Below are 15,018 nucleotides of genomic sequence, written 5' to 3'. Positions count from 1 at the left end.
TTCCCTTAAAACCTCTCCCGAATTCAGCTACTATTCAGTTATTAATTAGGATTCGGGACAGGAGCATCTCGATAAAAAAACCTTAAACGTTCGTAGTCAGCGCTTTAGCGCCATCATTAGCGCCATCAGTGCCTCAGCACTAACGACAAACACTTAAGCAGATTGTCTTCTCAACTAGGCAAAAGTGACATTTGACTTTTGACCTTTAACTTTTGACTTGTTATGTCCCTTACCTTCACCGTCGCGATTCCCACGTATAATGGCGGAATCCGAATCCCCGAAGTATTAGAACGACTGCGCCGCCAAACGGGTACAGAATCGATTCGCTGGGAAGTTATCGTTATTGATAATAATAGTACCGATAACACAGCAGAGATTGTTAAAGCTTATCAGGAAAACTGGTCTCCCGACACTCCCCTACGATACTGCGTTGAGGCAAAACAAGGAGCAGGATTTGCCCGACAGTTAGCCGTTAAGGAAGCCCAAGCCCCCCTAATTGGCTTTTTAGATGATGATAACATTCCCGCCCTCAACTGGGTGGCTGCCGCCGTTGCCTTTGCTCAAGCCTATCCCCAGTCTGGGGCGTATGGGAGTCAAATCCATCCCGACTTTGAAGTACCGCCTCCAGACAGCTTAGGACCTATCTTACCCTTTCTCGCGATCGCAGAACGCGGCGAGGAACCTTTTCGCTACGAACCCCGCCACAAATTATTACCCCCTGCCGCCGGATTAGTTATCCGGAAACAGGCTTATCTTGACAGTGTTCCCAGTCACCTGATTTTAACAGGCAGAATTCAGGGAAATATGCTCACCGGCGAAGACTTGGAAATGTTATGTTATATGCAGCTCAACGGATGGGAAATTTGGTATAACCCAGCCATGGAAATAGACCATAAAATTCCTCAGAAACGCTTAGAACGAGACTATTTAATTCCCTTTATGCGCGGCATTGGACTCAGCCGTTTTGTCACCCGCATGTTAAGTGTTAAGCCTTGGCAACGCCCCTTAGCTTTTGTTGCCTATACAGTTAACGATTTGCGGAAAGTCATCATTCATCGCCTTAAATATCAGGGTAAACTTCAATCGGATTTAGTCGCCGCTTGTCAATGGCAACTCGTTTTGAGTAGTTTAGAGAGTCCATTCTATTTATACAAAAATGGCTATTTTAATCGCCCGAACCAAATCATTACCCTGAAAGGTAAGTAAGTGGGTAGAAAAAATTCCCCCATCAATAGTGCTTGATTAAGGGGAGATAGGGAAGATGGGAACAGTAGGGGTTTGGTCTCCAAACCCCATTTCATAGGTAGGGGGAGATGGGGAAGATGGGGAAGATGGGGGAGAGATTTCCTAATCAACAAATGACGAATGACAAATGACAAATGACCAAAAAATGTCTATAGACTTTACAGTAGCGATTCCTACATATAATAGTGCCAGCCGTTTGCCGAAGCTGCTGGATAAACTGCGACAGCAAACAGGTTTAAACCAACTTTATTGGGAAATAATTGTTGTTGATAATAACAGTACCGATAATACCGCCCAAGTGGTGCAGGAGTATCAAGGGAATTGGTTACCCGGTGTTCCCTTAACTTACATCCTGGAACCGGAACAAGGTGCCGCTTATGCCAGATTACGGGCGGTACAAGCGGCGCAGGGGGAATTAATTGGATTCTTAGATGATGATAACTTACCCAATCCCGATTGGATATCTCAAGCGTATACCTTTTCTAAAAACCATCCCCAAGCGGGTGCATTCAGTGGTCAAATTCATGGGGAGTTTGAAGTTGAACCGCCGGAAAACTTTCAACGCATCCAAGCCTTTTTAGCCATTCGAGAACATGGTTCCACACCCCATCAATTTGAACCGCAAAACTTGAGATTACCCACAGCAGCGGCGTTAGTCGTTCGTCGAAAAGCTTGGCAAGAAAGCGTTCCCCAGCGTCCTCAATTAAAAGGGAGATTGGCGGGTTCAATGTTGGGTGGAGAAGATTATGAACCTCTATTGTACATACACAAAGCTGGGTGGGAAATTTGGTATCATCCCGATTTACATACCTATCATCAAATCCCAAGCTGGCGATTAGAATGGAAGTACTTACTGTCTATTTCTCGTGGCTGTGGGTTAGCCACCTGTCAACTGCGCCTGATTAATGCTACCCCTCGACAAAAACCTATCATTGTTATCCGCACGTTACTCGGTAACTTGCGTCGCGTTATCTGGCATGTGATCAAATATCGAGGACAGGTTAAACGGGATTTAATTGCGGCTTGTGAACTCGAATTTTTTTGGGGGAGTATGCTTAGTTCTTTTTCTTATTTTAAACTCATTAGATAGACAGAACAATACATTATTTTTTTTCATAGTGCTGCCTGATTTATGACTCATCTCCCACAAATTGCCTTTATTATCCCCGTTAGAAACCGAAGAAACTATACCAAGAATATCTTAACTCAACTCACTTGGCAAATTAAACAAGAAAATCGACAAGGAGTCTCTATCATCGTTGTCGATGATGGTTCCACCGATGGCACCAAGGAAATGATCCAAACTCAGTTTTCCAGCGTTTTTCTGATTGAGGCAGATGGTTCTATGTGGTGGGCAGGTGCTATTGTGAAAGGAATGGAGTATGCTATTAACGCATTAGAGGCAGACTATCTGGTTTGGTTGAATGACGATATTTGTATCACGGACAATTTTATTAACAATCTGATTAAAATTTGTGATTCTGGCAACTATGATAGCACCGTTGTTGGTGGTATTGTGTTGGATCAGACGTACACTGATTGGATTGTTTACAGTGGGCTGAAGGATAGAAAGCCTGTTAGTCATATTAATGCCTTTTCCACATCTGACGAGTTAGAGGCAGATGTGCTATGTGGTAATATTGTCGTTATTCCCCGAAAAATTGTTGATCAGGTTGGTTTTCCTGACACCGTTAAACTCCCCCATCATGGCAGTGACTATGAGTATAGTATGCGGGTCAAGAAAGCCGGATTTAGAGTTATTTTCTCCTGTAACCTGAAAGCCAGCACCGATTATACTATTAGTGACTTTACCCGCTACATGCCCTATTGGATGCAGTGGTATTTACAGCCGGATTTAGCAAGTCGTTGGAAAATCATTAAAGGGTTAACCAGTTTAAAGGCAAATCAAAATATATGGTTAATTGTGAATTTGCATTCTCAGAATCGGGAAAAACAAATGATTCCTATTTGGAACTATCTATTCTGTTATATCAATAAAGTGATTCGGTTTCTGATTGTGGATTTTTTGCCCAAAGATTATATTCAGTCGAGAATCCAAAATCATCTCCGAGAACAAAATCCACCTGCCGCTATAATCGAGGCAGTCATTCAACGAAAAGTCATCTCTGAAAAAGAGTGATTAATTTAATCAGTTAACATCGGGTTTATTATTTTTATCGATAAAATGCCAATAATTTCTGTTATTATTCCTGCCTATAACGCTGAAAAAACTATCCAAGAGACGGTTCAATCGGTCTTAAATCAAACCTTTACCGATTTTGAATTACTGATTGTCGATGATGGATCTAAAGATGCCACATTAGACATGATTAAACGCATTCCCGATCCTCGAATTCAAGTCTTTTCTTACCCTAATGCAGGTGCAAATGTCAGTCGTAATCGGGGATTAGCCCAAGCCGGTGGAGAATATGTTGCCTTTTTAGATGCGGATGATCTTTGGACACCCGATAAGTTAGAGGCACAGTTAAAAGCCTTGCAAAGCAATCCAGACGCCGCTATTGCGTATAGCTGGACGAGTTTCGTTGATGAATCCGGTCACTTTTTACATAAAGGGATTTGTGCAACGGATACAGGTAATGTGTATGCTAAACTCTTACTGGTGAATTTTCTAGAGAGTGGCTCTAATCCATTAATTTTTCGGCAATCTTTAGTTGAAATTGGCGGGTTCGATGAGTCTTTACCTGCTTGTCAAGATACAGATTTATATTTAAGATTAGCGGAACGTTATTTATTTACCGTCGTGCCAAAAATTCAAGTTTTCTACAGACGTTCTTCTCAGTCAGTATCCGCCAATATTGCTAATCTAGAATCCGCTTGGTTAACTGTTCTGGAACGAGCGTTTACGAATGCGCCTCAATCACTCCAGTATCTCAAGCGCCATAGCTTAGCTAACTTATACAAAGGGGTTACTTACAAAGCTATTGTTGGAACTCCAGAGCGAAAACAAGGATTTCTGGCAATTAAGTTGTTCGGGAATGCTGTAAATTTTGATCCGTTACTTCTGCGAAGGCGAATTTTCTGGAAAGTGATTTTTAAAATTATAATTATTGTTCTTTTCCCCAAGGCTTTGTCTAACTACTTGTTTTTTAAAATGCCAAATTTAGCCAATGTTCATGCTTTAATCGCCAAGAATAAAATTGATGTTTAAGGGAACCTTATTATCTTTGATGCTAATTTATTGAAACCTGATAGAAACATGAAAGTTTTACTACTCAATACCTGGGATAAGCAAGGTGGCGCTTCCCGTGCCGCTTACTCAACGCATCAGGCATTTCAAAAAGCCGATATCGATTCCACAATGTTAGTTTTAGAAAAAGCCAGCGATGATCCGAGCGTTATTGGACTCCAGCCTGCTAAATACTCCCAAAAAATCATCAAAGAAACTCGTCTATATCTAGACGAAATTAAATTGAAACCTTACTATTCTAAAAACCGAAAACGAGAACTTTTTTCTCCGGCTGTATCAACGGAAAATATTGCACCCATCGTCAAAGAAATTAATCCAGATATTGTCAATTTACATTGGATTTGTAAAGGTTTTCTAAATCCAGAAATTTTGACCAAATTTGATAAACCTATAGTCTGGACACTCCATGATCTGTGGCCCTTTACGGGAGGATGTCATTTTTCTGAGGACTGTTGCCGTTATCAAGAACAGTGTGGTTCTTGTCCTCACTTAGGTTCAACCCAGGAAAATGATCTGTCCCGAAAATTATGGTGGCGTAAAAAACGAGCTTGGCAACCGTTGCCTTTCACCCTAGTTGCGGTGAGTCATTGGTTAGCTAATTGTGCTAGAGAAAGTCGTTTATTTAGAGAGCGGAGAATTGAAGTGATTCATAATGCCATTGATACCCTTCAATTTAAACCAATAGACCGACAAATCGCTCGACATATATTAAATTTACCCAGCCGGAAAAAAATTATTTTATTTGGCGCGATAAATGCTACAGGAGATCAGCGAAAAGGATTTAACTATCTAGAAGCAGCCGTCCAAAAAATTGCGACAAGTGAGTTTAATGAAAACGCCGAACTTGTTGTATTTGGCGCCTCTCATTCATCCAAGGAGGCTCACCTAGGGATGAAAGCCACCTACTTGGGAATGCTTCATGATAATATTACTTTGTCTCTGGTGTATTCAGCGGCGGATGTGATGATTGTGCCGTCAACTCAAGAGGCATTCGGGCAAACGGCGGCTGAATCTCTTGCCTGTGGAACGCCAGTCGTTTGCTTTGATACCACTGGACTCAAAGAGGTTGTTGATCATCAAGACAATGGCTATCGGGCGCAGTGCTATAGCGTTGACGACTTAGTTAACGGGATTCAATGGGTACTAGGCGATGAAGAGCGATGGCACAGGTTATCCCAACGGGCTAGAGCAAAAATTGAGCAAGAATTTAGTCTGGAAAAGCAGGCTCAAGCTTATTTAGAATTGTATCAACAGATCCGGCAAGACGTATCTCCTCACTAATCCTATGAGCATTAAAATTCTTAACCGTTGTGTTGGCGTGGTTTTCGGTATTTTTGTTGTCTGTGCTACAAAGGTGCAAGCGTTTTCACTAATCAACACGAATTCGAGCAGCTATCCCAGTCCATCGATTAAACTGTTTATTCTAGCCGGTCAATCGAATATGGTGGGTTCTCGGTCTAATCTAAATGATTTACCGGATAGCTGGCGAGAACCGCAAGATAATGTACTGTGGTATGACCAGAATAATACCTGGGGGTCCTTAATCGTTCCCACAGAACCGTTCCCCTTTAGTCGCGTCTTTAACGGCGTGGGGTTTGGTCCAGAGATTACCCTGGGAACAAGAATTGCACAAGAGTTAAATGAAACCGTCGCCTTGGTGAAATATGCCAAAGGGGGGACAACTTTGGCAGTAGACTGGCAACCAGGGGGTGAACTCTACACCAGTATGATTGATCGGGTGAAGGGGGCGATCGCAGAATTTCCTGTCACCTCTGTAAATGTTGATATTGCTGGGTTTTTCTGGATGCAGGGAGAATCCGATGCTTACAATCTGGCGATGGCAAATCAGTATGAGCAGAATTTGACTAATTTTATAACTCAGGTGCGCCAGGATTTGCAGGAACCGAATTTACCCTTTATTTATGGTAAGGTTTTTCTAACCGGAACTCAAGAGACACCCTTTGGCACATTTCGATATGGGGATATAATTCGACAAGCCCAGTCTCAGGTTGATCAGCAGGTTCCAGGAACCTTTGCGGTAGAGACGATTGATCTTTCCCAGCATCCCGACAATATTCACTTCGACTCCCCTGGGTTAATGGCGTTAGGCGATCGCTTCGCGGACGAATGGTTGAGTATTCGTGAACCGTCTCCCCTGGCTTTTCTGGGTTTGAGCCTGGTGATTTTTCCTTTCCTACGCCCTAAGCACCAAGATGAAGCCTAAAGCCTAAAGGGTTGGACTTCAGGAGAGTCGTTAATCAGTATATTAAATCGGTATATTAAATAAGATTACCACTCACTAGCGGCATCACCTCTCTTGTGCTAGACTCCACTCTAGACTTATAGGGTGTATGATTCGTATGCTAGTTCTCCAAAAGTCGGCTGCTTCTCCCTTGGCATCGCTGATTAAAAAAACGAGTATAACTCAGCCAATTTATTACTATTTAAAGAATATTACCTGTATGCACTCGTTGCATTGCCAACTCAAAAAGGAGCTGCTCAGTCCAGAAATTGTATTGGTTTACCAAATGGGTAAGGTGGCTTCTTCATCAATTTTTAAATCATTAAAATCGGCAAAGATTAAGCAACCTGTTTACCAAATTCATACCTTAAATCGTGAATTGATTCAAAAAAAATGGCGAACCATCAAACTTTATCAGCCTTACATCAATCGTCCGGTTGTTGATCAGGATTTTCTCGTCAGTAAGTATCTGAGCGATCATCTTGACCAAGTCCTGAATCGTAAATTAAAGATCATCAGCATTGTCAGAGACCCCTTACAACGGAATATATCAGACTTTTTTCAAAATATTGAGCAATATTTTCCCAACTTTGCTCAACGATTTGCTTCGGGTCAATTGGGGTTAGAAGATGTCATTCAAGCCTTTTGGAAAAATCATGGGTTTTGGGGGGTAGATTATGCCGGACGCTGGTTTAATCGGGAACTTAAAGCGGTCTTAGGAATTGACATTATGGCGGTTGAATTTCCTAAGGATAAAGGTTATGTCATGATCAACTATCCTGATCGTAACATAGAAGTCCTGCTCTTAAAATTCGAGAGCTTTAATCAATGTTTAGAGGACAGCTTGTGTGATTTTTTTGCCTTAGAACAGATTGAAATTAAGGATGCCAATGTTTCGCAAAGAAAAGATTACTATCAAGCCTACAAGGAGTTTCAAGGTTTGGTCAGGTTCTCCACGGAGTATTTAGACAAAATTTACCGAAATTCCTGGATGTCTCACTTCTACACTGAAGCGGAAATTAACCAATTTCAGCTTCGGTGGGAACAGGCATATCACCTTTCATAATTTCTGATTGAGACTTGGCAACAATTGCCAACCGGGAGGATTGGTTTTGACCCAGATTTCCCGGTTGGATCGGATGGTTTGCAGATGGGATTCAAGGGTTTCTGGTGTAATCACACTCCCAAAATCCTGGGGTACACTGTCTAAGTGATGGTGAAGCAGTTGGTTGAGAACTAAATCTCCTACGTTTTGACGGTAATGGGAGTTGTCAAAATAATTATTCATTGTTTCACTAATGGGTTCTGTGGTAATACTGTTGTAACCGGAGAAATCCCAAACAGGTGTAATTTGAACAACCTCTCGTTTCCACTCTTCAAAGACAGCCCAAAGTCCAGCACTGCGAATGGCTTCCCATTGAGTGGCGTGGGAGGGGGAGATGAATAGGTGAAGCTTGATCTGGTTTTTTTGACACAAATTGATGAGTTGTTTTAGGTAATTTAACTGTTGACGAGATAAGGTATAATCTTGATAAAGGGTTGGGTCATGTAAATATTTCCTGAGACTAAATTTAAATCCTTTAACAATAGATTGTTCAGGTAAGTCATGCTGAATAAAGAAATCAGGATTCCGCATCCCATTGGCGTAATAGGGAGTAGCACTAGAGTCGGGGCGATTGGCTAACAGGGTGGTGTAACTTGTACTCAAGGTGTCTAGAGAGAAGGTTACATCCAGAAAGTCGGGGAGGGTAATATGCTGTTTTTCTAGACGAGTTTCATCAAAATCGATTTGATTTGCCCGCTGGTGATTAAACATGAAAAAGTCAATCCCAATGATTACATGGGTTAAATCGGGTTGATTTTTCAGGGCGTGTTGAAAATAGCGCAACACCTCATACATATTCGCGCCGGAAATGCCTAAGTTATACGTCGAGGAGGGGGTGGGAATGGCGACATGGTTGGGATTTAACCCTACTTCCGTGCGAGAGGAACCCAATAAAATAATTGTCGGTTTCTGGCGGGTTATGGCAATAGCTTTAAACAGCCTGACATGGTTTCGTTGTTCGGGTTTGGATTGGTTGAATCCCGCAATCGTCGGCGTCGCGATCGCGCCATAGGGATCGATGGTTAGATTAAATAGAACCACTCCCAGAAATTGGCATAGGAAAAATGTCAGCAGCCATCCCAGATATCCAGAGTAACGTTTCATTGTTCGGAACTTAAAATTGGAAGTAGAGAAATTCACTTACCTGGTTGAGAGACAGTAAACAAAAAACAGCCAGACTGGTGACAATTGCCGCCACCCACCAGGTTGGTTTAAACTGCTGTATAATTTGTTGGGTGTTGGGACATTGGCTGACAACCAGGAGTAAAAAGGCTAAGACGAGGAGACTTTTTTGCCCTCCTAGGGGGGGAAGATAGGGGAACTCTAGCCAGCCTTTAAACTCTACCCCTAGTGGGGTTAACCAGCCCAAAATCGGTTGATAGGCGGTGGGTAAAACCATGGATTTAATCCCCACCATCGTCTGTAAAATGGCTAATCCTTCCTCTAAGGTTGGGGCGCGAAACAATACCCAACTGGCGACAACCGCCCCAAAGGTGATTAGCCATCCTAGGAGTTTGGGGAGAGAAATCTGAAGCTGTTGCCAGAGACGGTTTATAGTTAGAAAGAGTCCGTGAAGTCCACCCCAAATCACAAACGTCCATCCCGCCCCATGCCACAATCCCCCTAGTAACATGGTAATTAATAAATTAATCGATTGACGCAGGCGCCCCTTACGGTTTCCACCTAGGGGGATATAAAGATAGTCGCGCAGAAAGTTAGATAGGGTAATATGCCAACGTCGCCAGAAGTCCGTGATAGACGTTGCTTTGTAGGGAGAGTTAAAATTAACTGGTAGGTGGATATTGAACATCCAGCCTAAACCAATTGCCATATCGGAATAGCCAGAAAAATCAAAATAGAGTTGAAAGGTATAACTTAATGCCCCCACCCAGGCTTCTAGAAACGTCACCGAGTCAGCATGGGTAAAAATCGGACTCACCCAAGGGGAAAGATTATCCGCGATCGCGACTTTCTTGAATAAGCCGAGGATAAATAGGGTTAAGCCTAATGCCAGGTTTTTGGGATTCCAGAGAAAATGGCGTAATCGACGCAATTGAGGTAGGAGTTCATCATAGCGTAAAATTGGACCCGCGATGAGTTGGGGAAAGAAGGAGATAAATAGACTGTAGGTGAGAAAATTGTATCGGTATGCCTTGGTTTCCCCCCGATAGGCGTCAACGATATAGGCAATTTGGGTGAAGCTGTAAAAGGAGATGGCTAGGGGTAATATGATTTTAGGCAGCGTGAACTCGGTTGCCAGGATGCTGTTGAGGGAATTGGCGAAAAAGCTGGCATATTTGTAGTAGGCGAGAAGGCATAAGTTAAAGGCAATACCGAGATAGAGTAAGCCCTTAGCGGCTGGCGTTTGTGGTTTCGCCCGTTCGATCTGGCGACCAATCCCATAATTGCCGACAATGGAAATGAGTAACAGGGGGAGATAGGCAATATTCCAATAGGCATAGAACCCGAAAGACGCGATCGCTAACCAGACGGTTGCCAATCGGAGTAGGCGTAATTTCGCCAATCCCAAGAAAAGAACCAGCGTAATTGGCAAAAAGGCGAAGATGAAACTATAGGAATTAAACAGCATGATCGCCTGATCCTACTTCTGGATGGGTTTAACTTTTTGAAACACGCCCACCCAGCCATCGGTTTGACCGATGAAGCGAAAGGAGAGACGATAGAGGAGAATTAGCGCCACAACCCAAACCAGAAACACTTTATTTTGCCAGGTGCCTCGACTCTTATGCCGCCCCTGATGGAATTGGGGAATATAGGGGCGACGGCGTAACCATAGATCTTGTAAGCGCAACTTATTGTGGGAGGTATATTGCACTTGATCATCATAGCGATCGCCAAATACCATGAGGATACCCTGGGGATAGTAGGGTTTGATATGGTCAAAGTCTTCGTAAAACAGATCGCTGAGTAAGGGTGTGGCAATAATCAGGTATCCACCCATTTTTAAGTGTTCTAGGTAGGAGTCGATAAACTCTTTTAACTCTCCTGGGGGAAAATGCTCGATAATATGAGACATCAGCAGGATGTCAAATTGCTCGTCGTGTCCCTCAAATTCCGCAACGGTGAGACAGTTCAATCCCTTTGCCCGATTCGCCGCAATTAGTTGGGGATTAATATCAACTCCCAACACATCATAGCCTTCCTCTTGCAGGGGTTTCAGCTTCTTGCCGTAGCCACAACCCACATCTAGAACTTTGCAGGATTTTTTATCCCCAGGAGAATAGCGATCGACAAACTCCAGAATTTTCGGTAAATCGTAACTATATTGGGCAAAGGCTAGTAATTGGTTATAAACTCTATCCTTGAATGGTTCAGTCATTGAGCCTCTATTGGCAATAAACGATGATTTCGGGTCTACAAACCCAGGTTGGCGTCTAGGTTCAGCTAAACCGCCAGGAGCCCCACGCTGTCCCGAAGGGCAGCGATGGGAGGAATGGCGGGAGAATTTGTGGGGCTTGCAGGCCCGGAGAATTCTCCAATTCATGCTTGTTGCTCACAGATTCCTCCTCTTCTTTTCAAAGGTTTAACTTTACTTAAAGCCGCAGTCTTGTACTTGGTTTTACTGTTGGCGTCGGGTTTTAAACTAAGGCGAGTTCCCAAGTTCTGCATTCCAACAACTTCATAAGCTTTTCCCTCAAACAGAACCAAGTCCCGTTGCTTGTAGGGATATCGCTTTTTCTTGATGGCGCGGCGTCCAGGGCTAACCTTATGAGCGCGATACTGCCTTAAGTTCTCGCTGTTGAGTTTTATACTCCTTGTCCTACGCCCCGAAGATAACTCGCTTCCAGAACGGATTTCCCCATCTCTTGAATCGCGATATTTGGCATCATAGAACTGCTCTAATGACCGTTTGTTGCGGCGAATCTGTTCAAGCATTAACGGCTTAACTACACGAGTTTGAGTTGTTCCACCAGCGATGACAAACGCATCGTTATGATGGGATTTTTCCATCTCTAACTCTCGGCGTTTCCCTTTGGTGATGTAACCAAAGGTGGACTCGTACCGCCCTTCTTCTGTTAACCGCCACCGCACCAAAGTCATGAAGGTTTCACCTTTAAATGACTTGAGCTTTGGTTCCCATCCCAACAGAAACCCTTTCTTTTGGTGGTTTTTGGCAGTATGACACTTGGTACAGAGTGTTATCAGATTGGCGGGTCTATCTGTGCGGTCAGGGGGATTCTTGATTTTCTGGATGTCAAAGGCTGCGACTTCAATTGTCACGCTTTTAACAGGGAGAATACGGCATATCTTGTCAATGAGATGATCATGGGTATCTAGCTTGTGCTGGATACTTGGTGCCAACCAGCCTTCCTTCCTTTTTCGATTGGAAAAACGCGGCTTTCGATATCTGAGTCGATTCCTCCGAGTGCGACGATACTTACGCTTTTCGGTAACTCTTTCTGAGACACCCTTAAGCATTTTAAGTTCGCCACCGATGAGTTCTTCTTTCTCATTTACGGCGCTAAAGCCAATGTTTTCGTACCCTGCATCAATACCCAAATCGACTGGCTGAGTGTACCCGCTTGAACCGTAGACAAGTTGAATCGTGAAAGGGTCACGTCCAACTATCTTGGCTTTACCGCTTTTAAGCAGTAATCTGGCTTTTCTTGGGGTTGTGGGCATCAAGGGACGCCCATGCTTGTTGATAACGTGGACTTTCATAAACCTAATAAACAGAGTTTCACCTTGCGGTGTGGTTTCCTTCGCCAAAGTTTTCACGAGGTTTGTCTGTTTTTACACTTTCCCTACCCAACAGGAATGTTTAATAAAAACCGCAGAGCGTGGAGCTAGGAAACGGGTTGCCAACCCTATACTTCACGATGCATAATATTCTCGGAAAACGTAGTATTCCTTGCATAACGGAACACTGAGGCTAATCAACAAGGCTCAAGAACTCTTCTCAAGCCCACGCCGTCCCGAAGGGCGGCGCTGGGTTGTTGACTACGGTTATAACATTATCAAGGGAAGGCAACAGACACCAGAGAATAGGGAAACGTAGCCCACCCTAATTTTCAGCTACGGTGTCCCAGCTTCCAGACGTAGCATGCTACGTCTCTACATGCTTCCCCTGCCCCTCTGCCCAAGTAGGGAGATCCGAATTCTAGCGGTGGGCAATCCTATCCTTAAATTAAGGCGCGATCGCTCACAATCATCTTGAGAGTCGAAATCTATAGTACCTAACACCTATGACTGTACTCGAACAGGGACAAATCACAATCCATACCGAGAATATCTTTCCGATTATCAAGAAGTCTCTCTACACAGATCACGAAATCTTCTTGCGGGAACTCGTCTCCAACGCCGTAGACGCCATCCAGAAGCTGAAGATGGTGTCCTACTCCGGGGAAGTGGATGGGGATGTGGGGGAACCAGAAATTACCATTTCCCTGGATAAAAATAATAAAACCCTCTCCGTCTCCGATAACGGGATTGGCATGACGGTTGAGGAGGTGAAAAAATATATTAACCAAGTCGCCTTCTCCAGCGCCGAAGAGTTTATCCAGAAATACCAAAAAGACGCCGACCAACAGATTATCGGTCACTTCGGACTTGGCTTCTACTCCTGCTTCATGGTGGCAAAGAAAGTCGAAGTTGATACCCTCTCCTACCAAGCCGGTGCCCAAGCCGTACATTGGTCCTGTGATGGTTCGCCCCAGTTTGAACTGTCGGAATCGGACCGCAGCCAACGAGGAACCACCGTCACCCTAACGCTACAAGATGAAGAAGCCGAATACGTCGAACCCGCCCGGATTCGCCAACTGGTGAAGACATACTGCGACTTCATGCCTGTACCGATAAAGATGGAAGGCGAAGAAATCAACAGTCACCAAGCACTGTGGAAGCAATCACCGCAAAATCTCAAGGATGAGGACTACTTAGAATTTTATCGCTATCTGTATCCGTTTCAGGAAGACCCGCTGCTGTGGGTGCATCTGAAGACGGATTATCCCTTCCTCCTCAACGGGATTCTCTATTTTCCCAAACTCAAGCCCGACGTAGATGTCACCAAGGGTCATATCAAGCTATTCTGTAATCAGGTCTTTGTCAGTGACCATTGCGAAGAAGTCATTCCCAACTTCCTCATGCCCTTACGGGGGGTAATTGACAGTCCCGATATTCCCCTGAACGTCTCCCGTTCCGCCCTCACCAATGACCGCACAGTACGCCGCATCGCCGACTTCATTGCCAAAAAAATCGCCGACCGTTTAAATGAACTGTACAAAGAACAACGGAGTGAATATATCCGTTGCTGGCAAGATGTCGGTACCTTTGTTAAATTTGGGTCTCTGAATAACGATAAGTTCAAAAAACAAGTCGAAGACATCATTCTCTACCGCACCACCGATACTGGGGAGTCAGCTAGCCAAGGGGAGACGCCTGAGGTGGAGGTGCAGTCTCAAGAGGACGATGCTTGGCAAGATGTGAGTTCCGCCGCTGCGAATAAAGATGAACAAGGACGCACTTATACCACGCTGCCAGACTATCTGGAACGCAACAAAGTCAAGCACGAGAACCACGTCTTCTACTGTACCGATGAAGCCGCCCAAGCCACTTATGTGGAACTGCACAAGAATCAGGGGTTAGAAGTCCTATTTATGGACTCGTTTATCGACACCCACTTTATTAGTTTCCTCGAGCAGGAATATTCTGATGTCAAGTTCTCGCGGGTGGACTCAGAGTTAGATAATACCCTAGTTGACCAAGATAAAGCATCAGACATCGTTGACCCCAAAACCAATAAAACCCGCAGTGAATTGGTTAAGGAGATATTCGAGAAAGCAATAAACAAGCCCAAAGTTAATGTTAAAACCCAGGCGTTGAAATCCGATGATCCCCAAGGGACTCCTCCAGCCATGGTATTGTTACCAGAAGCCATGCGACGGTTGCAGGATATGACCGCCTTATTGCAGCAGCAAGCGGCACAGTTTCCCGATGAACATATTTTAGTCGTGAATACGGCGCACCCGCTGATTGAGAACTTAGTTGAGATTAGTCAAGGGAGTATTGTTCAAGGAACTGGTTCATCTCCCAGTGGGGAACTAGCAACGTTAATTTGTCAACATGTATATGACCTAGCTTTAATGGCGCAAAAAGGCTTTGACGCCCAAGGGATGAAATCCTTTGTCGAACGGTCAAACCAAGTCTTGACGCGATTAACCAACCGTTAGAAACCGTAGGGGCGCACCGACGTGCGCC

12 protein-coding genes are annotated in these 15,018 nt (G+C 44.1%); 8 read left to right on the top strand and 4 right to left on the bottom strand.

Going from position 1 to position 15,018, the window contains the following annotated elements:
• Nucleotides 1-222 precede the first annotated feature (222 nt).
• The 7 genes from hpsE (RIG27_RS28265) (at nucleotide 223) to RIG27_RS28235 (ending at nucleotide 7,761) form a co-directional block, all read left to right on the top strand.
• Complete coding sequence (gene hpsE, locus RIG27_RS28265; RefSeq protein ID WP_446349356.1) at nucleotides 223-1,206, top strand: hormogonium polysaccharide biosynthesis glycosyltransferase HpsE; 984 nt, start codon at nucleotides 223-225, stop codon at nucleotides 1,204-1,206.
• Nucleotides 1,207-1,372: 166 nt separating this feature from the next.
• A complete protein-coding gene (hpsE, locus tag RIG27_RS28260; RefSeq protein ID WP_446350458.1) occupies nucleotides 1,373-2,335 on the top strand; it encodes a hormogonium polysaccharide biosynthesis glycosyltransferase HpsE in 963 nt (320 codons plus the stop codon).
• A gap of 42 nt (nucleotides 2,336-2,377) precedes the next feature.
• The gene (locus tag RIG27_RS28255; protein WP_446350457.1) at nucleotides 2,378-3,385 is read left to right on the top strand and encodes a glycosyltransferase family 2 protein; all 1,008 of its coding nucleotides are present in this window, start codon (nucleotides 2,378-2,380) and stop codon (nucleotides 3,383-3,385) included.
• A 45-nt stretch (nucleotides 3,386-3,430) separates the two neighbouring features.
• On the top strand, nucleotides 3,431-4,414 hold the full coding sequence (locus tag RIG27_RS28250; RefSeq protein WP_446350456.1) for a glycosyltransferase: 984 nt from the start codon (nucleotides 3,431-3,433) through the stop codon (nucleotides 4,412-4,414).
• A 48-nt stretch (nucleotides 4,415-4,462) separates the two neighbouring features.
• Entirely contained in the window at nucleotides 4,463-5,734 is a 1,272-nt protein-coding gene (locus RIG27_RS28245) for a glycosyltransferase family 4 protein (RefSeq protein WP_446350455.1), read from the top strand.
• Nucleotides 5,735-5,738: 4 nt separating this feature from the next.
• Nucleotides 5,739-6,677: a sialate O-acetylesterase gene (locus tag RIG27_RS28240; RefSeq protein ID WP_446350454.1), complete on the top strand. Its 939-nt coding sequence runs from the start codon at nucleotides 5,739-5,741 to the stop codon at nucleotides 6,675-6,677.
• A 127-nt stretch (nucleotides 6,678-6,804) separates the two neighbouring features.
• Nucleotides 6,805-7,761 (top strand): putative capsular polysaccharide synthesis family protein, encoded by a 957-nt coding sequence (locus RIG27_RS28235; RefSeq protein WP_446350453.1) that lies wholly within the window; start codon nucleotides 6,805-6,807, stop codon nucleotides 7,759-7,761.
• On the opposite strand, the gene RIG27_RS28230 is transcribed toward RIG27_RS28235, so the two are convergent.
• From RIG27_RS28230 to iscB, 4 genes are all read right to left on the bottom strand, one after another.
• Complete coding sequence (locus RIG27_RS28230) at nucleotides 7,756-8,904, bottom strand: hypothetical protein (RefSeq protein ID WP_446350452.1); 1,149 nt, start codon at nucleotides 8,902-8,904, stop codon at nucleotides 7,756-7,758. The genes RIG27_RS28235 and RIG27_RS28230 overlap by 6 nt on opposite strands.
• Nucleotides 8,905-8,914: 10 nt before the next feature.
• The gene (locus RIG27_RS28225; protein ID WP_446350451.1) at nucleotides 8,915-10,390 is read right to left on the bottom strand and encodes an MBOAT family O-acyltransferase; all 1,476 of its coding nucleotides are present in this window, start codon (nucleotides 10,388-10,390) and stop codon (nucleotides 8,915-8,917) included.
• A gap of 12 nt (nucleotides 10,391-10,402) precedes the next feature.
• Nucleotides 10,403-11,140 (bottom strand): class I SAM-dependent methyltransferase, encoded by a 738-nt coding sequence (locus RIG27_RS28220; protein WP_446350450.1) that lies wholly within the window; start codon nucleotides 11,138-11,140, stop codon nucleotides 10,403-10,405.
• Nucleotides 11,141-11,301: 161 nt separating this feature from the next.
• Entirely contained in the window at nucleotides 11,302-12,531 is a 1,230-nt protein-coding gene (gene iscB, locus RIG27_RS28215) for an RNA-guided endonuclease IscB (protein WP_446350449.1), read from the bottom strand.
• Between the two features lie 476 nt (nucleotides 12,532-13,007).
• On the opposite strand from iscB, the gene htpG reads away from it, so the two are divergent.
• Nucleotides 13,008-14,990, top strand: coding sequence for a molecular chaperone HtpG (gene htpG / locus RIG27_RS28210; RefSeq protein ID WP_446350448.1), 1,983 nt, complete (start codon nucleotides 13,008-13,010; stop codon nucleotides 14,988-14,990).
• Nucleotides 14,991-15,018: the final 28 nt, after the last annotated feature.

It is taken from the genome of Coleofasciculus sp. F4-SAH-05 (assembly GCF_040222985.1).
Classification (GTDB): domain Bacteria; phylum Cyanobacteriota; class Cyanobacteriia; order Cyanobacteriales; family Coleofasciculaceae; genus Coleofasciculus; species Coleofasciculus chthonoplastes.
This window is presented reverse-complemented; position numbering and strand designations above follow the sequence as displayed.